Below are 17,557 nucleotides of genomic sequence, written 5' to 3'. Positions count from 1 at the left end.
TTGATTTTTTTAATGTTCGATAATTGTTAAATTATTAAACCCATCATCCGGATTGGTGGGATCTGTAGAGTTGCTTGTGACCCTGAGTGTAACAGCACCGCTCGAAATAAGATTATGCCAGAGCCTCGTCACTACTTTTGTACCTGCATTCAATGTAAGTGTAACTGTACTTGATCCACCGGCTTGTGTAGACCGGGTTGCATTAGCATCATCAGAAGTACCTGTCATTGATTGCCCGAAGGTTTTATACACACTCGCCAGAACAGTGTTTGTTGTTGTATTGTAAAATTGTGATTCAACTCTGGAGCCGTCATTAATAACTACTCCATTAAAATTAAAGGTTAACAAAAAAGTATAGGTACCATCGCGGGGAGCTGTAAAAACTCCAAAATTGGCATCAAAACTATTGCTCATATCACGTACCACATTCCAGTTACCAATATTAGTTGCCGAGCCCTGTGTTATTGACTGGCTTGTAATTTTACGTGCCACTACAACCGCCTTCTGGGGAGCAACATAGGCCTTACTCCACACCGAACCATCTGATACTTCAATCTTTGCTCCTACAGGTGCATTGATGACATCGTACCGTACAGCTCCTGCTCCTGCCGAAGCCGCACTCATTGTGGTGGTATTTAGGCCCAGAGCATTTTCCGGGCCTGCAGACCTCATATCAAGCTTTACTTTAGGTGCAAGAACTCCCAGCCCTAAAAAACCTGTAGTCTTATTGATAATAAAATCGTTTGCAGCCTGGGTAACTGTTGGCATTACGACAGCAGCATTATCTCTGGCACCATCTACATGTAAAATACCCTGAGGATTAGAGGTACCTATCCCTGTTTGGGCATCTACCGGAGAAAAAAAACCATGCATACCCCCCAGTATTACTATGATCATTTTTTTATTCATCTGTTTTATATTTTTAATTGAACTATTGAAGTTTGATCCATGACAGATCTTTTAAAAGGTTAAAAAATATTAGATCGGAAAAAGACTTTTCCATTTAGTAACAGTATTCCTGCTTAATTTAAAATGTCCGGCAAGTTGGGAATTGTTCAGCCGGTTCTTTTTCTGATATTCTAATATTTGATAAATCACGGATTCATTATAAGAGCGGTGTTTCTGGTTAAAAACACTGTTTTCTTTGGAACTGTTTCTGAAAAGAAGCTCATTAAGATCTATAATATCAAGTACCGATAAATCTGATTTATCTAATAAATGGCTGCATATCTCTTTTTTTTCAGGGAATTTTATATTGATTATATCATTAAAAATTTTTTTATAATCAGGCGTGTTCTTCATTTATTTAATCTTTCTTTTTTGATTGTGCATATTTGCTCACCCATTTGTACAGAGTAGATCTTGGAATTCTATACTCTTTTACAATTTGCATTTGTGTTTTACCTCCACTATCAATTTGATCCAAAATAAAGTCTACCATCTCTTTTGTATATATGTTTTTCCGGTATTGGGGAAGGGCGGTTTTCTTTTCAGAATCATTTGAAATTGCTTGAGGAGCATAAAGGATCAGATACTGAGAATAAAGCCTGAAAAAATCATATTCCAGCAGTGTACTTAGTTTCAATATGATTTCAGAATCCAGAGACTTTTCTGATAACATAGAATTCAATTCGTCTTCTGTACATTTCAGAAATTTACATATCCGGAGTACATTGATATTCCATTCTTCAATACGCAGCTTTATCAAAGATCCTATATGAATATTTTTAAGATCCAGAATCATTGCGGAAGATTTTTACAGTTATTTTTTTCATCATTCAGGTTTTTGTTTTAGAATTTTGTGTTTATATCAAAGGCTGTTTTATTGCACATTTATTTAGATTTAACTGATATATTTTTTTAAATCTTTATCACAGCATAAAGTATTCTTCAATCGCAAATGTAGATGATTGGCATACACCAAATGAGTGTGTGTAGTAAGAAATTCGGTTTATATTACATTCCCGAAACAGGCAAAATCCAGGGTTAAAATCACATAATAGAATAAAAAGAAATGACAATGTATGAAAACACCGATTAACACGAATAAAATTAATAATCAGATATTTATCTATGAAAACAGCCATATAAATTCCGAAATAATTACATTTAAATGAAAGATAATTACTTAAAATAACGCTAAAATTGCAAACAGAAAAAACAATTTAACTAGGATGAAAAACAACATTATTCTTTTGTTCGCCTGTATCATTTTCGGTTTTTACCACGCCCAAATAAATAACCGAACCATTACCAAACAAAGTATCAACAAGAAATTAGCATCCGCTAAAAATATATCTCTTGATCCTAAGAAAAAGATTCAGCTTTATTTACAGATATTACAAGATGCTAAAGACATTAATGACAGAGAATCTATCCTTACAAGCGTAAAGAACATAATGATGCTCTATCATAATATTGATGAAAATGAAAAGTCTATTGAATACTCTTATGAAGTAGAAAAGGCAGCCAAGGCAGCTGGCGATAACGAATCTATTGCTATGGCATATATTGAGAGAGGAACTGCTCTTTCAGCACTTGGTCTTTTTGATGAAAACTATAAAGAACTTCATAAGGCAGAATATTTCGTTAATAAACTTACCGATGAAAACAAAAAACACTTTAACAGGGCACATATTTACCAGGGTTTAACGGCCGGCTATTATATTCCTAAAAAAGCTCATCAGGACACTATTCTATTGTATTTCAAAAAAAGCCTGCAGGAAGCAGAAAAAATAAGTGATCTTGAAAATACCCGGCAGACAGATGAAAAGTATGACATGATCTCATATCTTTATATGAATATAGGAATGTATTATGCGATGATTTCAAATCCCAAACGACTGGATATTGCTGAAGAATACCTGCAAAAATCTTTAAACATCCTGAATCAAAGGAAATTTACTCAGATGAAAGTTGATAAAATTCCTATATTAAATTATCTGGGACACTTCTATTCGGAACAGGGTAAAAATACAGAAGCCATTGAGTATGCACAGGAAGTTTTACAATTAGAAAAGAGAACACATTCCCCTGCCAGCAGAGTAGCTGCATATGCTACTTTGACCAATTCTTTTGAAAGTCTTAAAAATAAAGATTCTACCATCAAATATATGGCTCTTTATTCAAACCTTAGCGATAGTTTAGCCCATTCAAACAAGATGTCTGCTGATAAAACTATTAAAAAAATAAATCTGCAAAAAGATAAAGTTCATCAGAATAATATCTTACAGTTCGCCGCCGTTTTTTTTATCATAGCCCTGGTTCTTGTTACAGGAGGATGGTGGTATTGGAAACGAAATCAAAATAAGCTTCATCAGCGATATGAAACAATTATTGAGAATCTGAAAAAAGAAGTACAGGTTACTGAAAAGCAAGACACTGAAATCAAACCAGAAAATAAAGGACCAGAAAATAATCTAATCATCTCTGAAGAAACTACGACTCTGTTACTGAGTAAACTTTCAAAATTTGAAAAATCTGAAAAGTTCCTGAAAAAAGATCTGACACTAACCTCTTTATCCAATTCACTGGCTACCAACCCAAGATATCTGTCAGAGATTATCAAACAGTATAAAAATAAAAGCTTCAATAATTATATTAATGGGCTTCGGATTCAATTCATTACAAATAAGTTATATGATACTCCTATCTTCAGAGAATATAAAATAAGCTATCTGGCAGAAGCTTGCGGTTTCTCTTCAAGAGAAGTTTTTGCGGTTATATTTAAAAAAGAAACCGGGGTAAGTCCTTCCTATTTTATCAGTCAGCTGAAAAAAGAAAAAACAGCAGAGTGATGAATCTGTCAACAATTGTCTGAAAAATAGAGTATCTTCGTTAGAGACAGAAATTTTTATCAATCATGAAGTTAGAATTATATCAAATAGATGCATTTACTGAAAAAATTTTCCATGGAAATCCTGCCTGTGTTGTTCCTTTAAAAAACTGGTTACCCGATGAGTTACTTTTAAAAATTGCCCGCGAAAATGCCGTAGCCGAAACAGCTTTCTTTATCAACAATGGCAGTACTGTTCACCTGAGATGGTTTACGCCCGAAATAGAGATGGACTTATGTGGACATGCTACTCTTGCTACAGCGCACTGCCTCATCTCCATCTTAAACTATCAGAGTAATACAATCATTTTTGAAACTAAAAGCGGTGAGTTAACGGTTGAGGTTAAAGATGGTGTTTACTATATGAATTTTCCTTCAAGAATGCCTGAAGCAGCTGCTCTTCCGGACAGCATATCCGAAGCACTCAATATACAGCCCAAAGAAGTTTTCAAATCAAGAGATTATATTCTGCTCTATGATTCTGAGGACGACATCAAAAATATCAAAATTGAAAGATCTGTTTTTGACCTTATCAATCTGGATCCTGGCGGTCTTGTTGTAACGGCAGCCGGTACAGACAGTGATTTTGTCTCAAGATATTTTACTCCGCAGTCCTCTATTCTCGAAGATCCTGTAACCGGTTCTGCCCACTGCTCGCTCATTCCGTTCTGGTCTTCAAGATTAGGAAAAGATACACTTTTTGCCCGCCAGCTGTCTGAAAGAGGCGGACAGCTGTATTGCGAAAATAAAAATGAAAGAGTTATCGTTGCGGGTAAAGGTAAAACCTATTCTATGGGACATTTATGGATAGAATAATATTATCCCTATCCAACTGAATAGTCAAACAACTCGTTCTAGAGAAGGATATATTGAAATGACAGCAAAAAAGGCATTAATCATCTTTGGTTAGTGCCTTTCCTGTAAAAATTTGGTTATCCAAAAGAATGCAGGCAAAAAACAGATCTGACATCCCAATAAAAATTTTTTATTAAATATGAACGAAATTAAACTAGATTAATTTCAGAGAACTCAAACTGTCCTACATTTGCTAAAGAATTAAGACAACAAAAAATTATTATACAAATTAATCATTAACATTAAAGATTTAAAACTATGAGCACACTTACATTAAAAGACGGAACTGAAATTTTTTACAAAGACCAAGGACAAGGACCAGTATTAATGTTTCACCACGGATGGCCATTATCATCTGACGATTGGGATGCACAGGTTATCTTTTTCTTACAGAGAGGCTACAGAGTAATTTCTCATGACAGAAGAGGCCACGGCCGTTCAAGCCAGAATATCTATAACCATACCATTGAACAATATGCTTCTGATGCTGCGGAACTTGTAGAATTTCTTGATTTGAAAGATGTTGTTCATATAGGACACTCTACAGGTGGTGGTGAAGTGATCCGATATGTACATAAATATGCTAACGGCAGAGCAAAAAAAGCTGTATTAATCAGCGCTGTTCCTCCGGTTATGGTAAAAAGTGAAAACAATCCTGACGGAGTTCCAATGGAAGTTTTTGATGGTATCAGAGAGCAGACTTTGAACAACAGAAACCAGTTTTATTTTGATCTGACGTTTCCTTTCTACGGTTACAACAGAGAAGGTGCCAATATCAAAGACGGAATTCAGAGAAACTGGTGGAGACAAGGAATGATGGGTGGAATTGTTGCTCACTATGACGGTATTAAAGCATTTTCTGAAACTGATTTTACAGAAGATTTGAAAGCAGTTGATATTCCTGTTTTGGTATTACATGGAGAGGATGATCAGATTGTTCCAATCGAAAATTCTGCTATAAAATCAGCGAAGTTATTAAAGAACGGTAAACTGATTACTTACCCAGGTTTCCCTCACGGAATGCCAACTACAGAACATGAAACGATCAACAAAGATCTTTTGGAATTTATCCAGTCTTAACAGAACACAGCTATTATAAAGAAAGGTGGATTATTGCAGTCCACCTTTTGTTTTTGATAGAACAGTAAATAAAAAAGCCCCAATTAAGGGGCTTGATTTTTAACAGAACTATTTATAATACTTTTACAGTCATTTTAATAAATCTCACACTGGGAATGCATAGCAGGCCGTCAGTGTAAAGGTGAACAGCTGTTATTTGCTTTCCTTGGGAAGTTAATTGGTCTATCTTAGCTTTAAAACCATGATAAACTGTATTGGCTGCATCATTTGTCATAGGAACGCTGTTGCTTCCAAACATATCTCCATATATTTGCGCATTATCTCCGTCCTGACCTATTGTATAATCTTGAATATAACTATAATTCACACTTGAGTTATTAAAATCATTCATGGCATTGTATCCAATATAAATCTCAGTGAGACTGGTAAAAGGCCCGCCATATCCCCAAATATGTTTTGCAACAAACTCTGAAAGCCTGAGTTGATTTCTTCCATACAATGGTGCTAAATCACGATAAAGCACTTCATAAGAACTTATGTAAGGATAGTTAGGATTTACATTAATAGGATTTTGGAAATTTGATGATCCATTACATTTTAATGTGATGTTTTCACCTACCAAAAGACTGGCTCCAGATTTAGCCTTCTGTAAAGTAATTTGTTTTGAGTTTGATTCTGTATTTGCCGACGTTTCTAATTCTTCGCCGGTTGTACAAGAAAACAATAATACACTACTTGCGATAAGTAATAGTTTTTTCATAGTTATTTAGTTTATTCACCAAATGTAGAGAAATAAGTTAATAACAAATCAGCACTCATCTTACATTAACACTTCATTAACCAAACAGGAAATATTTTCTCTTCTATCGAGCTTTTTCCCATTATTACTTACGATAATCAAACTCAAATCCTTTATTCTCCATAAAATCATTATTTAATAATTATAAGCGCTGAAATCTTTGATTTCAGCGCTTATAATTATTAAAAATAAAGCTTTTTACGTTTCAGATAATTGATAAGCTCTTTCGGTCGGTCCGTCTGAATAACGTTGACCCCTTTAATTATATACCAATCATAAACATCCGCATTTTCCAGGACCAGATCATCATTATTTCCGGCGTTATGATGTGGCCACAATGAATTGACCCAGATTTTGATCTTTTTTTCTCTTAAAGATTTAAAATCAATCAGATCCTTTTCCGTTGTTCCTACTGTAAATTCAAAGCCGTAGATTTTATAGTTTCTGATATAATCTGAGATTTTTTTAAGATCTTCACTTTTGCCTAACTGAATAATCGGCATATAGTGAATCTCATTTTTAATATCGCCGTATTTCTGATTGAATTCAGGGTAAGATTCGTGGCCTTTAAACAAAATCTGATCAAGCATATTTCGTTTTTTTACCAAAGGATATACCTGTTTGATGTAATCAAAACCTTTATCCAGATTCAGAAGAATTTTTCCGTCTGAGATTTCCAGAATTTCCTGTAATGTGGGAACTTTCATTTGCGTTTCCACTCCCAGACCGTCTCTCAGATGGAGTTTTTTGATTTCGTCCAGTGTAAAATCAGACGGCTTTCCTTTTCCTGTTGTCGTCCTGTCAATGGTATTGTCGTGCATCAGGATCAAGACACTGTCTTTGGTCATGGCAAGATCTATTTCAGCCATATCCACTCCTTTTTCAATTGCTTTTTTTACTGCCCATACTGAGTTTTCCGGAGCTTCTCTCCAATCCCCACGGTGGGCAACCACCATTACTTTATCATCAGGAAAATCAGAAAGTGAAATTTTCTTTTGTTGCGCAATGAACAGTGAAGAAAAAGAAAAAAGGAATACTTGTAATAATTTATTGTTTAGCATAATTTCAAATGTTTAATTAATATCCGGGATTTTGTTTAATGGCAGGGTCTGTATTGATCTGTCCCTGTGGAACCGGCATCAGAAGATGATGAGGTTTGATCTGTGCAGTACTGTACCCCGCGTTATTAGTAAAATGAGCAGTCATCACAGAAATAGCCTTTCCGGTTCTTAAAAGGTCAAACCAACGGTGGCCCTCTCCTACAAATTCAAGTCTCCTTTCACGATCAATTTCATTAAGCAGAAGATCTTTTGTTGAAAGGTTTACGGGAGCAATTCCTGCTCTGGTTTTAATTTTATTCAGATATAAATTGGCATTAGCAATGTCATTCTGCTCTGCAAAACACTCTGCCATCATCAGGAAAACATCAGCTAATCTCAGCACCACAAAATTGCTTCCTCCATCAGCAATGGTATTGGATGTTTTCACCAATTTCTTACTGAAAGGAATTCCGTTTGAAGTAAGACCAATATAGGCAGAACGTCTGGTATCTCCGGCTGAATAAAGATTGTAGACTTCTTTGGTGGGAAGATTGTGTCCTTTCGCTCCCGAAACCGATCCGGAAGGGCTGAACATTTGAAATGCCGTACTTCCTTCCGAATTTCCATTCAACCCGGAAGTAAACTGTACATCAAAAACAATTTCAGCATTATTTTTATTGGTGACATCAAAAATTTTATTGACGTCAGGCAAAAGCTGGTAGCCTAAAGATTCAACCTGATTTAAATAAGTCAATGATTCACCAAATTTCTTTTGTGTCAGAAGCACTTTTCCCATAATTCCCAATGCCGCTCCTTTAGTCACTCTTCCCTTTTGCGAGGTCGTTGCCGGTAAAAGATCAATAGCTTCTTTCAAATCCTTTTCTATGGCAGAATACACCTCTGCAACAGGAGTTCTTGCCTGTCCGAAATAATCGTTAACATTTGTAGTTTCTTTTAAAACCAATGGAACATCACCATAAATTCTTACGAGGTTAAAATACATCAATGCCCGAAGAAATTTCATTTCGCCAATTCTTGTATTCTTCAGAGCATCAGTCATATCAGGAATTTTTCCAATTCTTGTAAGAATAATATTCGCCTGCTGAATACCGATATAATTGTCTTTCCATGCACTTGCAATAAGACTGTTATTAGGCTGAATCGTGAAAAAATCCATTTCACCATATGTAAAAGAATCATTGGCAGGAACCTCATCATAGGTATTATCTGAAGGCAATTCTCCGAAAGCCGGCATTGCCAGCTGATATTGTCCCGTGTATTGAAGAGCGCTGTACACTGAGATGATACCCTGCTCAATTTCAGAGGAATTGGTATAAAATTGTGATGATACTTTCTGCGCTTCAGGGTTCACATCCAAAAGATCAGACGAGCATGAGCACATCACCGAAATACTGAATATTGTAATGAATATTTTTTTCATGATTTTAAAATTTAAGGTTAAAGCCCATAGAATAAATTTTAGCGACCGGATAGTAAGCCTGATCAAATCCCTGTGTAAGAACATTATCTGAAGTGGCATCGATATTCATTCCCTTGTATTTTGACAGGGTGAAAAGATTGTTTCCTACCAGATAGATCTGTGCGTTTTCTATCCCTATATTTTCAAGCATAGATTTAGGGAAATTAAAAGCCACACGAAGCGATCTTAATCTTACATAATCTGCATTTTTAAAGTATAAATTTGAAGTTCTGGCCTCTTTTCTGTTGTTGGAAAAGTTCATATTCGGCATCCCAAAAAAACCATCAGGATTGGTTACTGCGTTATAACGGTTATCAAAATAATATTGGGAAGCCATTCCGAATCCTTCTCCTGATTCTAACGTGGTGACCGCATCAGCATTATAGATTTTCTTACCAATTTCACTGTACAATGAGAAGCTTAATTCAAAAAGTCCATACCTGAAGTTATTATTGAAACCGAGAATGTATTTCGGAACACCGCTTCCAAAACTTCTTTTATCGTTGGTATCAATTTTTCCGTCACCATTCAGATCTTCCATAATATAATCTCCTACCATTGTTCCGGTAATGTGTGGCGAATTGTTGATCTGTTCCTGAGTTTTATAGATTCCAAGGATATTATAGCCATACATTTCACCAATTGAACCTCCTACTTTGGTTACAGAGAAGTTATTTTCTCCTGTGATAATCTGGTTCTGCCCGTTGGCCAATGCTAACACTTCATTTTTATTAGTTGAAAAATTAAAGCTTCCCGAATACGTAAAATCTTTAGCGATGGTAAACGTTTTTGACGCAATCTGTAATTCAAATCCTGAATTTTTGATCTTACCAATATTTTGAAGTGAAGTACTGAATCCGGATTGCTGCGGAACAGGAACATCCAATAACAAACCGTCTCTGTTCAGGATATAATAATCTGCAGAAATGTTCAGTATATTCTTAAACAAAGAAAAATCAATTCCGAAATTGTTTGATCTGGACTTTTCCCAGGAAATATTCGGGTTGGGAGCGGTTGCCGTTGTGTAACCAGGTATTAAAGTTCCACCAAAATTATAATTATCCGGATTCATCAATGAAAGTGCCCCAAAATTAGGAATCTGATTATTTCCGTTGCTTCCCAGACTGTATCTGAGTTTTAAATCCGTTACGAAATTGTTTTCAGGAAAGAAATTTTCATTACTGACGGTCCAGCCTGCAGAAAAAGCATAGAAATTTCCCCACTTAGAGTTTTTCCCGAAACGCGAAGAACCATCTCTACGATAGGAAGCCATCAGGTTATATTTATTGTCAAACGTGTAATTAACTCTGGTAAAATAAGACATCAGCCGCCATTTGTACTGTGTCAATGTATTTTTAAATGAAGTTCCGCCTGCAATATTTCGGATGCTGTTATCTGGAAATGCAGTGGCTTCGGTTAAAAGCTGTGTATTATCTTCCTGCTGGAAAGACTGTCCGGCAATGGCATCCACCCGGTGAGAACCCCATTTCTGATCAAATGAAAGTAAGTTTTCAATTAAATAATTTTTGCGGATATATTCTGTTCTGTTGGCAAAAGTCACATCCGGAGCTGCCGCTCTGTACGCTCCCACGGTAGAAGGATCGAAGAAATTATATTCGTAATTTGAATAATCTCCGCCTACAGACAATCTGTATTTCAGACCTTTCAGCAATTCAAGCTCGGTGAAAATATTCCCGAATGTTTTAAATAATGTATACTTTCTGTTGGTCATTTCCTGAACAGCAACCGGATTTTCTACCAAAGCTCCGTCCGTTGCTGTATTTCCCAAAATCTGCTGAGAAATGGCAAGGCTTCCGTCATCATTATAAGGTTTAAAAAAAGGATACATTGCCGTAGCCATCTGCAAAGGATTGTAACTTCTTGAATTTTCTGCAGCATTGATTGTCCCCGTTGCATAAGACGGTGTCATGGTTACACCCACTTTCCATTTATCTGTAAGTTCAGTTGAAAGGTTGATACTGGTTGAAAATTTTTCGTAATCTGTCCCGATGACCAGTCCTTTTTGGTTAAAATAGCTTATGGTAAAAGCGTATTTGCTCTTATCGCTTCCTCCGGTAACATTCAGTGAAGTCTGACTGATAGGTGCTGGTTTCATAACAGTATTCAACCAGTCGGTATCTGTTAATCCCGGCTGCTTTGCAAGATAAGGAGCCAAATAATCGGGAATTAATTCTCTTAAAGAAGCACCTTTGCTAATTCTTGTGGCATTATTATCGGAAATACTTCTGTTACTCCCTTTAGAAAGATAATTATTGTCTCTGGCTTCCTTCAGAAAAGTGGCCATATCATAAGCGTTGACCAGTTTCACATTATCACTTCTCATCTGCATTCCGTAATAGGAATCGAAAGAAACTGCCATTCTCCCCTTTTTCCCCTGCTTTGTTTCAATAATGATTACTCCGTTTGCTCCTCTGGAACCGTAGATTGCGGCAGAGGCAGCATCCTTTAAGATATCAATTTTGGCAATGGAATTAGGATCAATAGCATTCAGGTTAGAACCTTCAGTTAATGGAAGCCCGTCTACGACGATCAAAGGATTGGACCCTGCTGTCAACGTCCCGATACCTCTTACTCTTATTGATGGTGAACCTCCCGGCGTTGCATTAGCCTGAGTAATCTGAACTCCGGTTGCTTTTCCTGCAATAATATCTCCAAAATTACTGGAAGCCACTCCTTTCATCTGCTTCTCGTCAATGGAAGAAATAGAACCTGAATTGTTTTTCTTACTCTGCTTCCCATACCCGACCAAAACAACCTCATCAATATTTTTTTCTCTTGATTTTACCGTGTCTTTAATTGGATTTACATACTCTGCAGACTGTTGAGCATTGGTTCTCTGAATTTTTGCCATCGCTCTTGCATTGAGACGAACGGTTACCGTTTTCTGATCTACATTAAAATCCAGACCGACATTTTTCTTCAGATAGTCCAAAGATGCTGATAATGACTGATAGTTCATCTGAGATTCATCCACCTGGATCTCTTTCAGATCTGAAACCGAATAAAAGAATTTTACGCCATGCTCTTTTGAAAGTTTTTCAAAGATTTTAATCAAAGGCGTTTTCCGCTGAATAACGGACTGTTGAAAACATTTGTTAGCCTCTGCGTAGGTAAACTGTGGCGCACACAAAAGACCCAACAACATCATGCTAATTGTTGTTTTTTTCATAGCTTTGCTGAAATTAGTTGTTATTTGACTGATTTATTTTCAATGCATCGGTAACCCCAATTACTGGTGCATTATTTTTCTAAAATGATATGATTTGCTGATTGTTTTCCTGCAGTAAGATTAAATGGAAACCCTATTGTTTTAATAACTTTATCCAGATCTCCGGTGATGTCTCCATTTATCACATTCTCTTTGTAATGCTGAGGATATGTTATGGAAACATTGTAAGTCTTCTCCAGTTGAGAAATGGCCTGCCCAAATTTCATTTCATTAAAATCAAATGTTCTTACAACATCCTGATCGTAGAAATGTTTCTCGGTTCCGTCTTTGTCAGCAAGCCAGGTTTCTTTGGGCAGAAGAAATGTTGTATTCCCTTTGAAATCAATTTTTACTTTTCCTTCCTTCAGATAGACTTTCTTATCTGTGGATCTCTGATCAAGCAAAAACTGAGTTCCCAACACTTTTACTTTAAATCCATTGGCATCAATGATAAACGGCAGCGCTTTATTTTTAGCAACACTGAAAAAAGCTTTCCCTTTAAAGGAGACATTTCTGGTTTTCTTTCCGAAATCATCTGTCAGCATCAATTCACTTTCTGGTTGCAGGATAATAATACTTCCGTCCGGCAAGGTGAATTCCTTTTGCATCGTTTCCGTTCTGAAAACCATTTGCTGATGAGATGAAGAGCTTAGAGCATTTTCAGTAAAGAACAGAGTCATCACGGTAAATAAGGGCAAAAGAACAGCCGCAGCCCACAAAAACCTTTTTGTATGGTTTCTGAATCTGATTTTATTCTCAAGCCCATTCCAGATTCGCTGATCTGCCGAATCTTTCATTTTCCGGTTTTCTTCTTTAACTGATTTCCATTGATTGTCGAAATCCATACGCTCCTTTTTGATCTTTATTAGAGAATACGCAGGAAGTGTAGAATCGTCAACCTCTATTTTTTTGATTTAACGATTTGTTCATATTGGTTGCTATTGGGTTAAAGTTAAAATTGATTTTATTTAAGATAATTATATACAATTTTACATTAATCCTGCTATCTTATTATGATGACTCTGTCATTCTGAATGTAACGCAGTGAAATGAAGAATCCAGGCTGTATATGAGATTCTTCCTTCGTCAGAAATCGAAGATTCGACGTAATCAATGACAATTTTACACCCGTTTAGAAAGAGATTTGAAGTGAAGTTTGTTATCAATATAAACGAAAGTTAAAAGAAAAAACTCAAGTTGGCTCTCAGAAACTTCAGTACCTTATTAACATGCTTCTCAACAGCTGTTTTGGAAATATCATTTTCCTGAGCGATGGTAAAAAGACTGAGATTCTGGATTTTATTTTGGATGAAAAATTCACGGCTCTTTTCGGGAACCTGCTCCAGAAGATTTTCTATTTTTTTAAGTTGATCTTCCTGCTGTAGCTGCTTTTCGATTTCAGCACTTTCTTCATCCTGATTTTCCGGAGAGTTTTCAAGAGGAACGAAGATCATTTTTCTTTTACGGTAGAAATTGGAGATTTCCTGTTTGGCAGATTTAAAAATAAGTGCTTCAATTTCTGAAGGTGAGTTGGTTTTGGATAAGTACTTCCAGACATGCATAAAAATATCCTGAACAATTTCTTCAATATCTTCTTCTTCCGAAAGGTATTTGGCCACAAAAAAATACACCCTGTGCTTGTAACCGGAATATATTTCTTTAAAATGATCCATCCTTTAATACGTCTTTGAACTCAAAACTGATGGTACAAAAGTATCTAAAAGCTATGGTAATCACATTAAATTTATATTAAGTTTAAATTCTCAGCAATAACTATTCTCCGGATTTTCACAGAAATATTTTCCGCCTATTTTTCAGAAAGAAAAGTTTAAATCATCCGCTGAAGGCCTGAAATTGGAATGCATTGCTGCCGTAAAATAATCACAGAATACCTGATAAACTGCAGAATTGGTATCTGTTGCCCTGATTCCCAGCTGTATATAAACAGTAAGGATCTGATGGGATAATTGCTTGGTTAATTCTGTTCCATAAGTATGAATCTCATTCTGTTGATCATCAGAAATCTCTTTGTGATCGCTGAGTATATTTTCTATGTCTCTGGCAATACTTAATACTTTTCTTAAATGCTTTTCAACAGACTCTGCAAAACTTTTGAAACTGATCTCAGAACGAATAAGTTCTGCTTCTTCAATAAAATGAGAAGCCATTCCCAGATAATTCACCAAAAGTGTCAAATCTGCAAAAACCCGAAACGGAATGCTGTCCAGAATATCATCCGTGAAAAAATGATCGTAAACAAAACTGTAATCTTCGCTTACTATAAGATTTTTAAGGGTAAAGGAATAGGTCCCGCTGGCTTTCATTCCCATAGATCTCCAGTTGGGGATAATTTCAGCCTGCTCTTTAAGAACTATGAATGAGCGGATGATTTCATTTCCATTGTTATCAATTATTGGTTTACCGTTTTCTGTAATCCTGGCATTCAGCGTAAAATGGGTCAGATGGGGAGCTCCGGTTGCGAAATTCCATAATCCATTGATGATATAGGTATTATCATTTTGCTTTTCCGCAGTTCCGCCAACCATTCCGCTTCCTCCAAAACAAATGTTAGAATTGGTAAACAGTAATTCAGCAATTTCAGGTTTTATATTTCTGGAAAAGTAATTGGCTCCGGCACACAATGTCAGCATCCAGCCAAAGCTTCCATCGGTTTCGGCCCAGCCAAATAATGCTTTAAGTCCTTCTTCAAAACGATAACCCAAGCCACCATATTTTTTCGGTACCCAGATCTTAAGCCATCCTTCTTCATGTATATGTTGGATCACCTTATCAGAAACTATAGAAGCACCCTGAAGGTCTTGTCTGATGTCTTTAGTACTCAGCATTCGCTTTGGTTTTAATAATTTTTTGCCATTCGATATATCCTGAGATCGCCACTAAAAATAAGAATGACGTTAAAACAGCATACAGATATAATTCTTTATGAATCATTAAAGGGATTGAAATGATATTGCTGACATTGAGGATCACCCAATTTTCAATTTTCCGTCTTGCCATCAGCCACATCCCTGCCCAGGCAAAAGCACTTACCAGAGAATCCCAAACCGGGACATCCGAATCGGTAAAATGCGTCAGAAAAGACCAGAATAAGATAAAGGTTCCCAAAACAATTCCTCCGGTAATCCATTTTTCGGTAGTTGAGGTAACAGAAATTTCCATTTCAGATTTTTGTTTCCCGAATTTCCAATACATCCATCCGTAGATGCTCATGACCAGATAATAAAGATTTAAGGTAAACTCAGCATAAAGCTTGGAAGTAAGCATCACATACAGCGTAAGCAGAATACCTGCAATTCCGAAAAGATAATTATTGACATTGTTTTTACGGGCCAGTAAGACCTGAATGACTGAAAATAAGACTCCAAACCATTCCGGTAAGGTAATTTGTTTTAAAATGTCCTGCATCATATTAATTGTTAGAAATCAAATGATGAGATGATAAGTAAGCAATCCCTACGCCGGCATTATCCGGATCAGGTGTGGAAATATATTCCTGGGTATCATCTCAGCCAGCGTTATCTGTAGCACCCCATTGTTGGGCAAAGGTGCAGCTTTTTTACGGAAAAATAAAATGCATCCTGCTTTTTATTGGGATTACGAATATTTTTTATATTTGTCAGATACACTATAGAAACGATAACCATGAACTTCTTCAAAAAATTTTTTTCAAAAAATCCAGATACAACTGGTCAGCAGCAGTCTGAAAGTCCAGGAATAGACGGAATATATACAGATGAATATTTCAGGAACAGATATACTGAAGATGAGCTTTTGTCAGAGGATGTTCTGGTTGACGGTTCATTCAGAATGTTAAGCAGCTTTTTTATCGATAATAAAGTAACACTGGCTATAGAGAACCCTGTCTACCACCCTAACAATATAGACAAGGCCGTTACTACAGAACCAGGATTTTATCAGTATTGTAAATCATTTGATCAGGAAGACAAACAGATTGGACTGATGCTAACGATAGCATTTTCATACTATATGATCCATGAATTTGGATTTAAACTGTACAGAGATAAAACTCCGGAATTTCCTTTACGATTCATGACCTTAAAATATGACAATAACGGAGGTGTTATTTCTTTATATCCTTTCGAATATTCATTGAAAGTCTTAAACGGAGAAGCTTTATTCAGCGATCTTCTGGAAAGAATTAAAAGTAATCTAGGAAATCTCCCAAGCGCGGAGGATTTACTAACTAATTTTAAGCAGAACCTGTCTCAGGAATAAATTAACCTCATTCTTCATGAACTAGCCGGAATGTAAGATTTATACGTTCTTTCATAGAAGTTACAGATTTAGCGATCCGGTGTTCCCAGTTTTCCTGCAGATCTCCTTTCATAATCAGTAATGAGCCATGAGGAAGAGGCAGGCTGTATTTACTCTGATGATGATCTTTTTTCCGGAAATCAAAATTTCTGGTTTGTCCTAAACTTAAAGAAGCAATTACCGGGCGTTTTCCATATCTGCTTTCCTTATCACGATGCCAGGCAACAGAATCATTCTGATTTCTGTAGAGATTAAGCAATACGGAATTGAATTTATATTTAAACTCTTTTTCTATCCTTTGTTTTAAAGAAAACAGCTCAGGAGTCCAGAGATTATTCTCCACTTCAACATCTCCCAATGGGTAAGCCGTTTTCTGATCACCATACCAAGCTGTTAGGCGTGGTGTCAAAACCGTTTTATCATACATTTTCTGGGTCCGTTGTTTCCAGGGAGCTGTTTCAAGCAGATGATCTTTAAGGTTATCAGCTTCTTCCTGATTCAGGAAATGTTCTCTGTATTCCAGAAGGTCTTTTGGAAATTCATATAAATCTTCTGAGTCGAATAAACTGAGTTGGGTCATTTTTTCACATTTTTAAAATAGTAGAAAATCTTATGTTATCTGACGAAATAAAACTGATACAAATAATATCTACAAAAATATTAAAAATGATACAAATCAAATCAAAAATAATTGAAATCATTCAGTAAAAGACAGGCAATGATGAAGTTTATAGGAATCGCATAATTATTTTATTCATTTAAATACATTTCCAGTTTATAATAATTCACTTTTATAACAAATTGTAAATTAAATATCTGAAATAATTAATACACTCAAAAAAATGAATAATAATGCATTATAAGCACACAGTAGGAAGTCACTTCGTGAAGATTTAATACTTAATTCAAAAATAATTATCCATCTTTGCAGCCTTAAATTCAA

Annotated in this window: 16 protein-coding genes and 1 riboswitch; of the genes, 4 read left to right on the top strand and 12 right to left on the bottom strand. The window is 35.9% G+C overall.

Annotation, left to right across the window (positions count from 1 at the left end; all coding sequences use genetic code 11):
* Positions 1-9: 9 nt before the first annotated feature.
* The 3 genes from KYG33_RS02965 to KYG33_RS02955 all read right to left on the bottom strand — a co-directional run bounded on the left by KYG33_RS02965 (position 10) and on the right by KYG33_RS02955 (position 1,744).
* Entirely contained in the window at positions 10-897 is an 888-nt protein-coding gene (locus KYG33_RS02965) for a hypothetical protein (RefSeq protein WP_257468902.1), read from the bottom strand.
* Between the two features lie 81 nt (positions 898-978).
* Entirely contained in the window at positions 979-1,302 is a 324-nt protein-coding gene (locus KYG33_RS02960; RefSeq protein ID WP_077417708.1) for a transposase, read from the bottom strand.
* A gap of 4 nt (positions 1,303-1,306) precedes the next feature.
* The gene (locus KYG33_RS02955) at positions 1,307-1,744 is read right to left on the bottom strand and encodes a helix-turn-helix domain-containing protein (RefSeq protein ID WP_317043624.1); all 438 of its coding nucleotides are present in this window, start codon (positions 1,742-1,744) and stop codon (positions 1,307-1,309) included.
* A gap of 430 nt (positions 1,745-2,174) precedes the next feature.
* On the opposite strand from KYG33_RS02955, the gene KYG33_RS02950 reads away from it, so the two are divergent.
* The 3 genes from KYG33_RS02950 (at position 2,175) to KYG33_RS02940 (ending at position 5,770) form a co-directional block, all read left to right on the top strand.
* Positions 2,175-3,797, top strand: a complete 1,623-nt coding sequence (locus KYG33_RS02950; RefSeq protein ID WP_219072643.1) for an AraC family transcriptional regulator — start codon at positions 2,175-2,177, stop codon at positions 3,795-3,797.
* A 65-nt stretch (positions 3,798-3,862) separates the two neighbouring features.
* Entirely contained in the window at positions 3,863-4,651 is a 789-nt protein-coding gene (locus KYG33_RS02945) for a PhzF family phenazine biosynthesis protein (protein ID WP_077417712.1), read from the top strand.
* Positions 4,652-4,948: 297 nt separating this feature from the next.
* Positions 4,949-5,770, top strand: a complete 822-nt coding sequence (locus KYG33_RS02940) for an alpha/beta fold hydrolase (RefSeq protein ID WP_047384836.1) — start codon at positions 4,949-4,951, stop codon at positions 5,768-5,770.
* Between the two features lie 112 nt (positions 5,771-5,882).
* Here the strand turns inward: KYG33_RS02940 and KYG33_RS02935 are convergent, their stop codons facing one another.
* The 8 genes from KYG33_RS02935 to pnuC all read right to left on the bottom strand — a co-directional run bounded on the left by KYG33_RS02935 (position 5,883) and on the right by pnuC (position 15,747).
* Positions 5,883-6,530 (bottom strand): hypothetical protein, encoded by a 648-nt coding sequence (locus tag KYG33_RS02935; RefSeq protein WP_180563677.1) that lies wholly within the window; start codon positions 6,528-6,530, stop codon positions 5,883-5,885.
* 221 nt (positions 6,531-6,751) lie between these two features.
* The gene (locus KYG33_RS02930) at positions 6,752-7,630 is read right to left on the bottom strand and encodes a glycerophosphodiester phosphodiesterase family protein (protein ID WP_219072642.1); all 879 of its coding nucleotides are present in this window, start codon (positions 7,628-7,630) and stop codon (positions 6,752-6,754) included.
* Positions 7,631-7,646: 16 nt separating this feature from the next.
* Complete coding sequence (locus tag KYG33_RS02925) at positions 7,647-9,050, bottom strand: RagB/SusD family nutrient uptake outer membrane protein (RefSeq protein ID WP_257468901.1); 1,404 nt, start codon at positions 9,048-9,050, stop codon at positions 7,647-7,649.
* Between the two features lie 4 nt (positions 9,051-9,054).
* Positions 9,055-12,279 carry a SusC/RagA family TonB-linked outer membrane protein gene (locus KYG33_RS02920; protein ID WP_219072640.1) on the bottom strand — a complete coding sequence of 1,075 codons (3,225 nt, stop codon included), beginning with the start codon at positions 12,277-12,279 and terminating at the stop codon, positions 9,055-9,057.
* A gap of 71 nt (positions 12,280-12,350) precedes the next feature.
* Positions 12,351-13,163, bottom strand: a complete 813-nt coding sequence (locus tag KYG33_RS02915) for a FecR family protein (protein ID WP_077417722.1) — start codon at positions 13,161-13,163, stop codon at positions 12,351-12,353.
* 333 nt (positions 13,164-13,496) lie between these two features.
* Complete coding sequence (locus tag KYG33_RS02910; protein WP_219072639.1) at positions 13,497-13,991, bottom strand: RNA polymerase sigma factor; 495 nt, start codon at positions 13,989-13,991, stop codon at positions 13,497-13,499.
* Between the two features lie 141 nt (positions 13,992-14,132).
* Positions 14,133-15,164, bottom strand: coding sequence for a hypothetical protein (locus tag KYG33_RS02905; protein ID WP_219072638.1), 1,032 nt, complete (start codon positions 15,162-15,164; stop codon positions 14,133-14,135).
* Positions 15,151-15,747: a nicotinamide riboside transporter PnuC gene (pnuC, locus tag KYG33_RS02900; RefSeq protein ID WP_077417728.1), complete on the bottom strand. Its 597-nt coding sequence runs from the start codon at positions 15,745-15,747 to the stop codon at positions 15,151-15,153. The genes KYG33_RS02905 and pnuC overlap by 14 nt, the downstream gene beginning before the upstream one ends.
* Positions 15,748-15,772: 25 nt before the next feature.
* Positions 15,773-15,881: riboswitch (TPP riboswitch) on the bottom strand.
* Positions 15,882-15,981: 100 nt separating this feature from the next.
* On the opposite strand from pnuC, the gene KYG33_RS02895 reads away from it, so the two are divergent.
* Positions 15,982-16,575 (top strand): hypothetical protein, encoded by a 594-nt coding sequence (locus KYG33_RS02895; protein ID WP_180563672.1) that lies wholly within the window; start codon positions 15,982-15,984, stop codon positions 16,573-16,575.
* Positions 16,576-16,582: 7 nt separating this feature from the next.
* Here KYG33_RS02895 and KYG33_RS02890 read toward each other — a convergent pair whose 3' ends face one another.
* The gene (locus tag KYG33_RS02890) at positions 16,583-17,194 is read right to left on the bottom strand and encodes an alpha-ketoglutarate-dependent dioxygenase AlkB family protein (protein ID WP_219072637.1); all 612 of its coding nucleotides are present in this window, start codon (positions 17,192-17,194) and stop codon (positions 16,583-16,585) included.
* Positions 17,195-17,557 lie beyond the last annotated feature (363 nt).

It is taken from the genome of Chryseobacterium sp. D764 (assembly GCF_019317325.1).
GTDB lineage: Bacteria > Bacteroidota > Bacteroidia > Flavobacteriales > Weeksellaceae > Chryseobacterium.
This window is presented reverse-complemented; position numbering and strand designations above follow the sequence as displayed.

Bases quoted from the DNA above. Each gene is read 5' to 3' on its own strand.
- KYG33_RS02965 (WP_257468902.1), bottom strand. From the start codon at position 897: ATGATCATAGTAATACTGGGGGGTATGCATGGTTTTTTTTCTCCGGTA.
- KYG33_RS02960 (WP_077417708.1), bottom strand. From the start codon at position 1,302: ATGAAGAACACGCCTGATTATAAAAAAATTTTTAATGATATAATCAAT.
- KYG33_RS02955 (WP_317043624.1), bottom strand. From the start codon at position 1,744: ATGATTCTGGATCTTAAAAATATTCATATAGGATCTTTGATAAAGCTG.
- KYG33_RS02950 (WP_219072643.1), top strand. From the start codon at position 2,175: ATGAAAAACAACATTATTCTTTTGTTCGCCTGTATCATTTTCGGTTTT.
- KYG33_RS02945 (WP_077417712.1), top strand. From the start codon at position 3,863: ATGAAGTTAGAATTATATCAAATAGATGCATTTACTGAAAAAATTTTC.
- KYG33_RS02940 (WP_047384836.1), top strand. From the start codon at position 4,949: ATGAGCACACTTACATTAAAAGACGGAACTGAAATTTTTTACAAAGAC.
- KYG33_RS02935 (WP_180563677.1), bottom strand. From the start codon at position 6,530: ATGAAAAAACTATTACTTATCGCAAGTAGTGTATTATTGTTTTCTTGT.
- KYG33_RS02930 (WP_219072642.1), bottom strand. From the start codon at position 7,630: ATGCTAAACAATAAATTATTACAAGTATTCCTTTTTTCTTTTTCTTCA.
- KYG33_RS02925 (WP_257468901.1), bottom strand. From the start codon at position 9,050: ATGAAAAAAATATTCATTACAATATTCAGTATTTCGGTGATGTGCTCA.
- KYG33_RS02920 (WP_219072640.1), bottom strand. From the start codon at position 12,279: ATGAAAAAAACAACAATTAGCATGATGTTGTTGGGTCTTTTGTGTGCG.
- KYG33_RS02915 (WP_077417722.1), bottom strand. From the start codon at position 13,163: ATGGATTTCGACAATCAATGGAAATCAGTTAAAGAAGAAAACCGGAAA.
- KYG33_RS02910 (WP_219072639.1), bottom strand. From the start codon at position 13,991: ATGGATCATTTTAAAGAAATATATTCCGGTTACAAGCACAGGGTGTAT.
- KYG33_RS02905 (WP_219072638.1), bottom strand. From the start codon at position 15,164: ATGCTGAGTACTAAAGACATCAGACAAGACCTTCAGGGTGCTTCTATA.
- pnuC (WP_077417728.1), bottom strand. From the start codon at position 15,747: ATGATGCAGGACATTTTAAAACAAATTACCTTACCGGAATGGTTTGGA.
- KYG33_RS02895 (WP_180563672.1), top strand. From the start codon at position 15,982: ATGAACTTCTTCAAAAAATTTTTTTCAAAAAATCCAGATACAACTGGT.
- KYG33_RS02890 (WP_219072637.1), bottom strand. From the start codon at position 17,194: ATGACCCAACTCAGTTTATTCGACTCAGAAGATTTATATGAATTTCCA.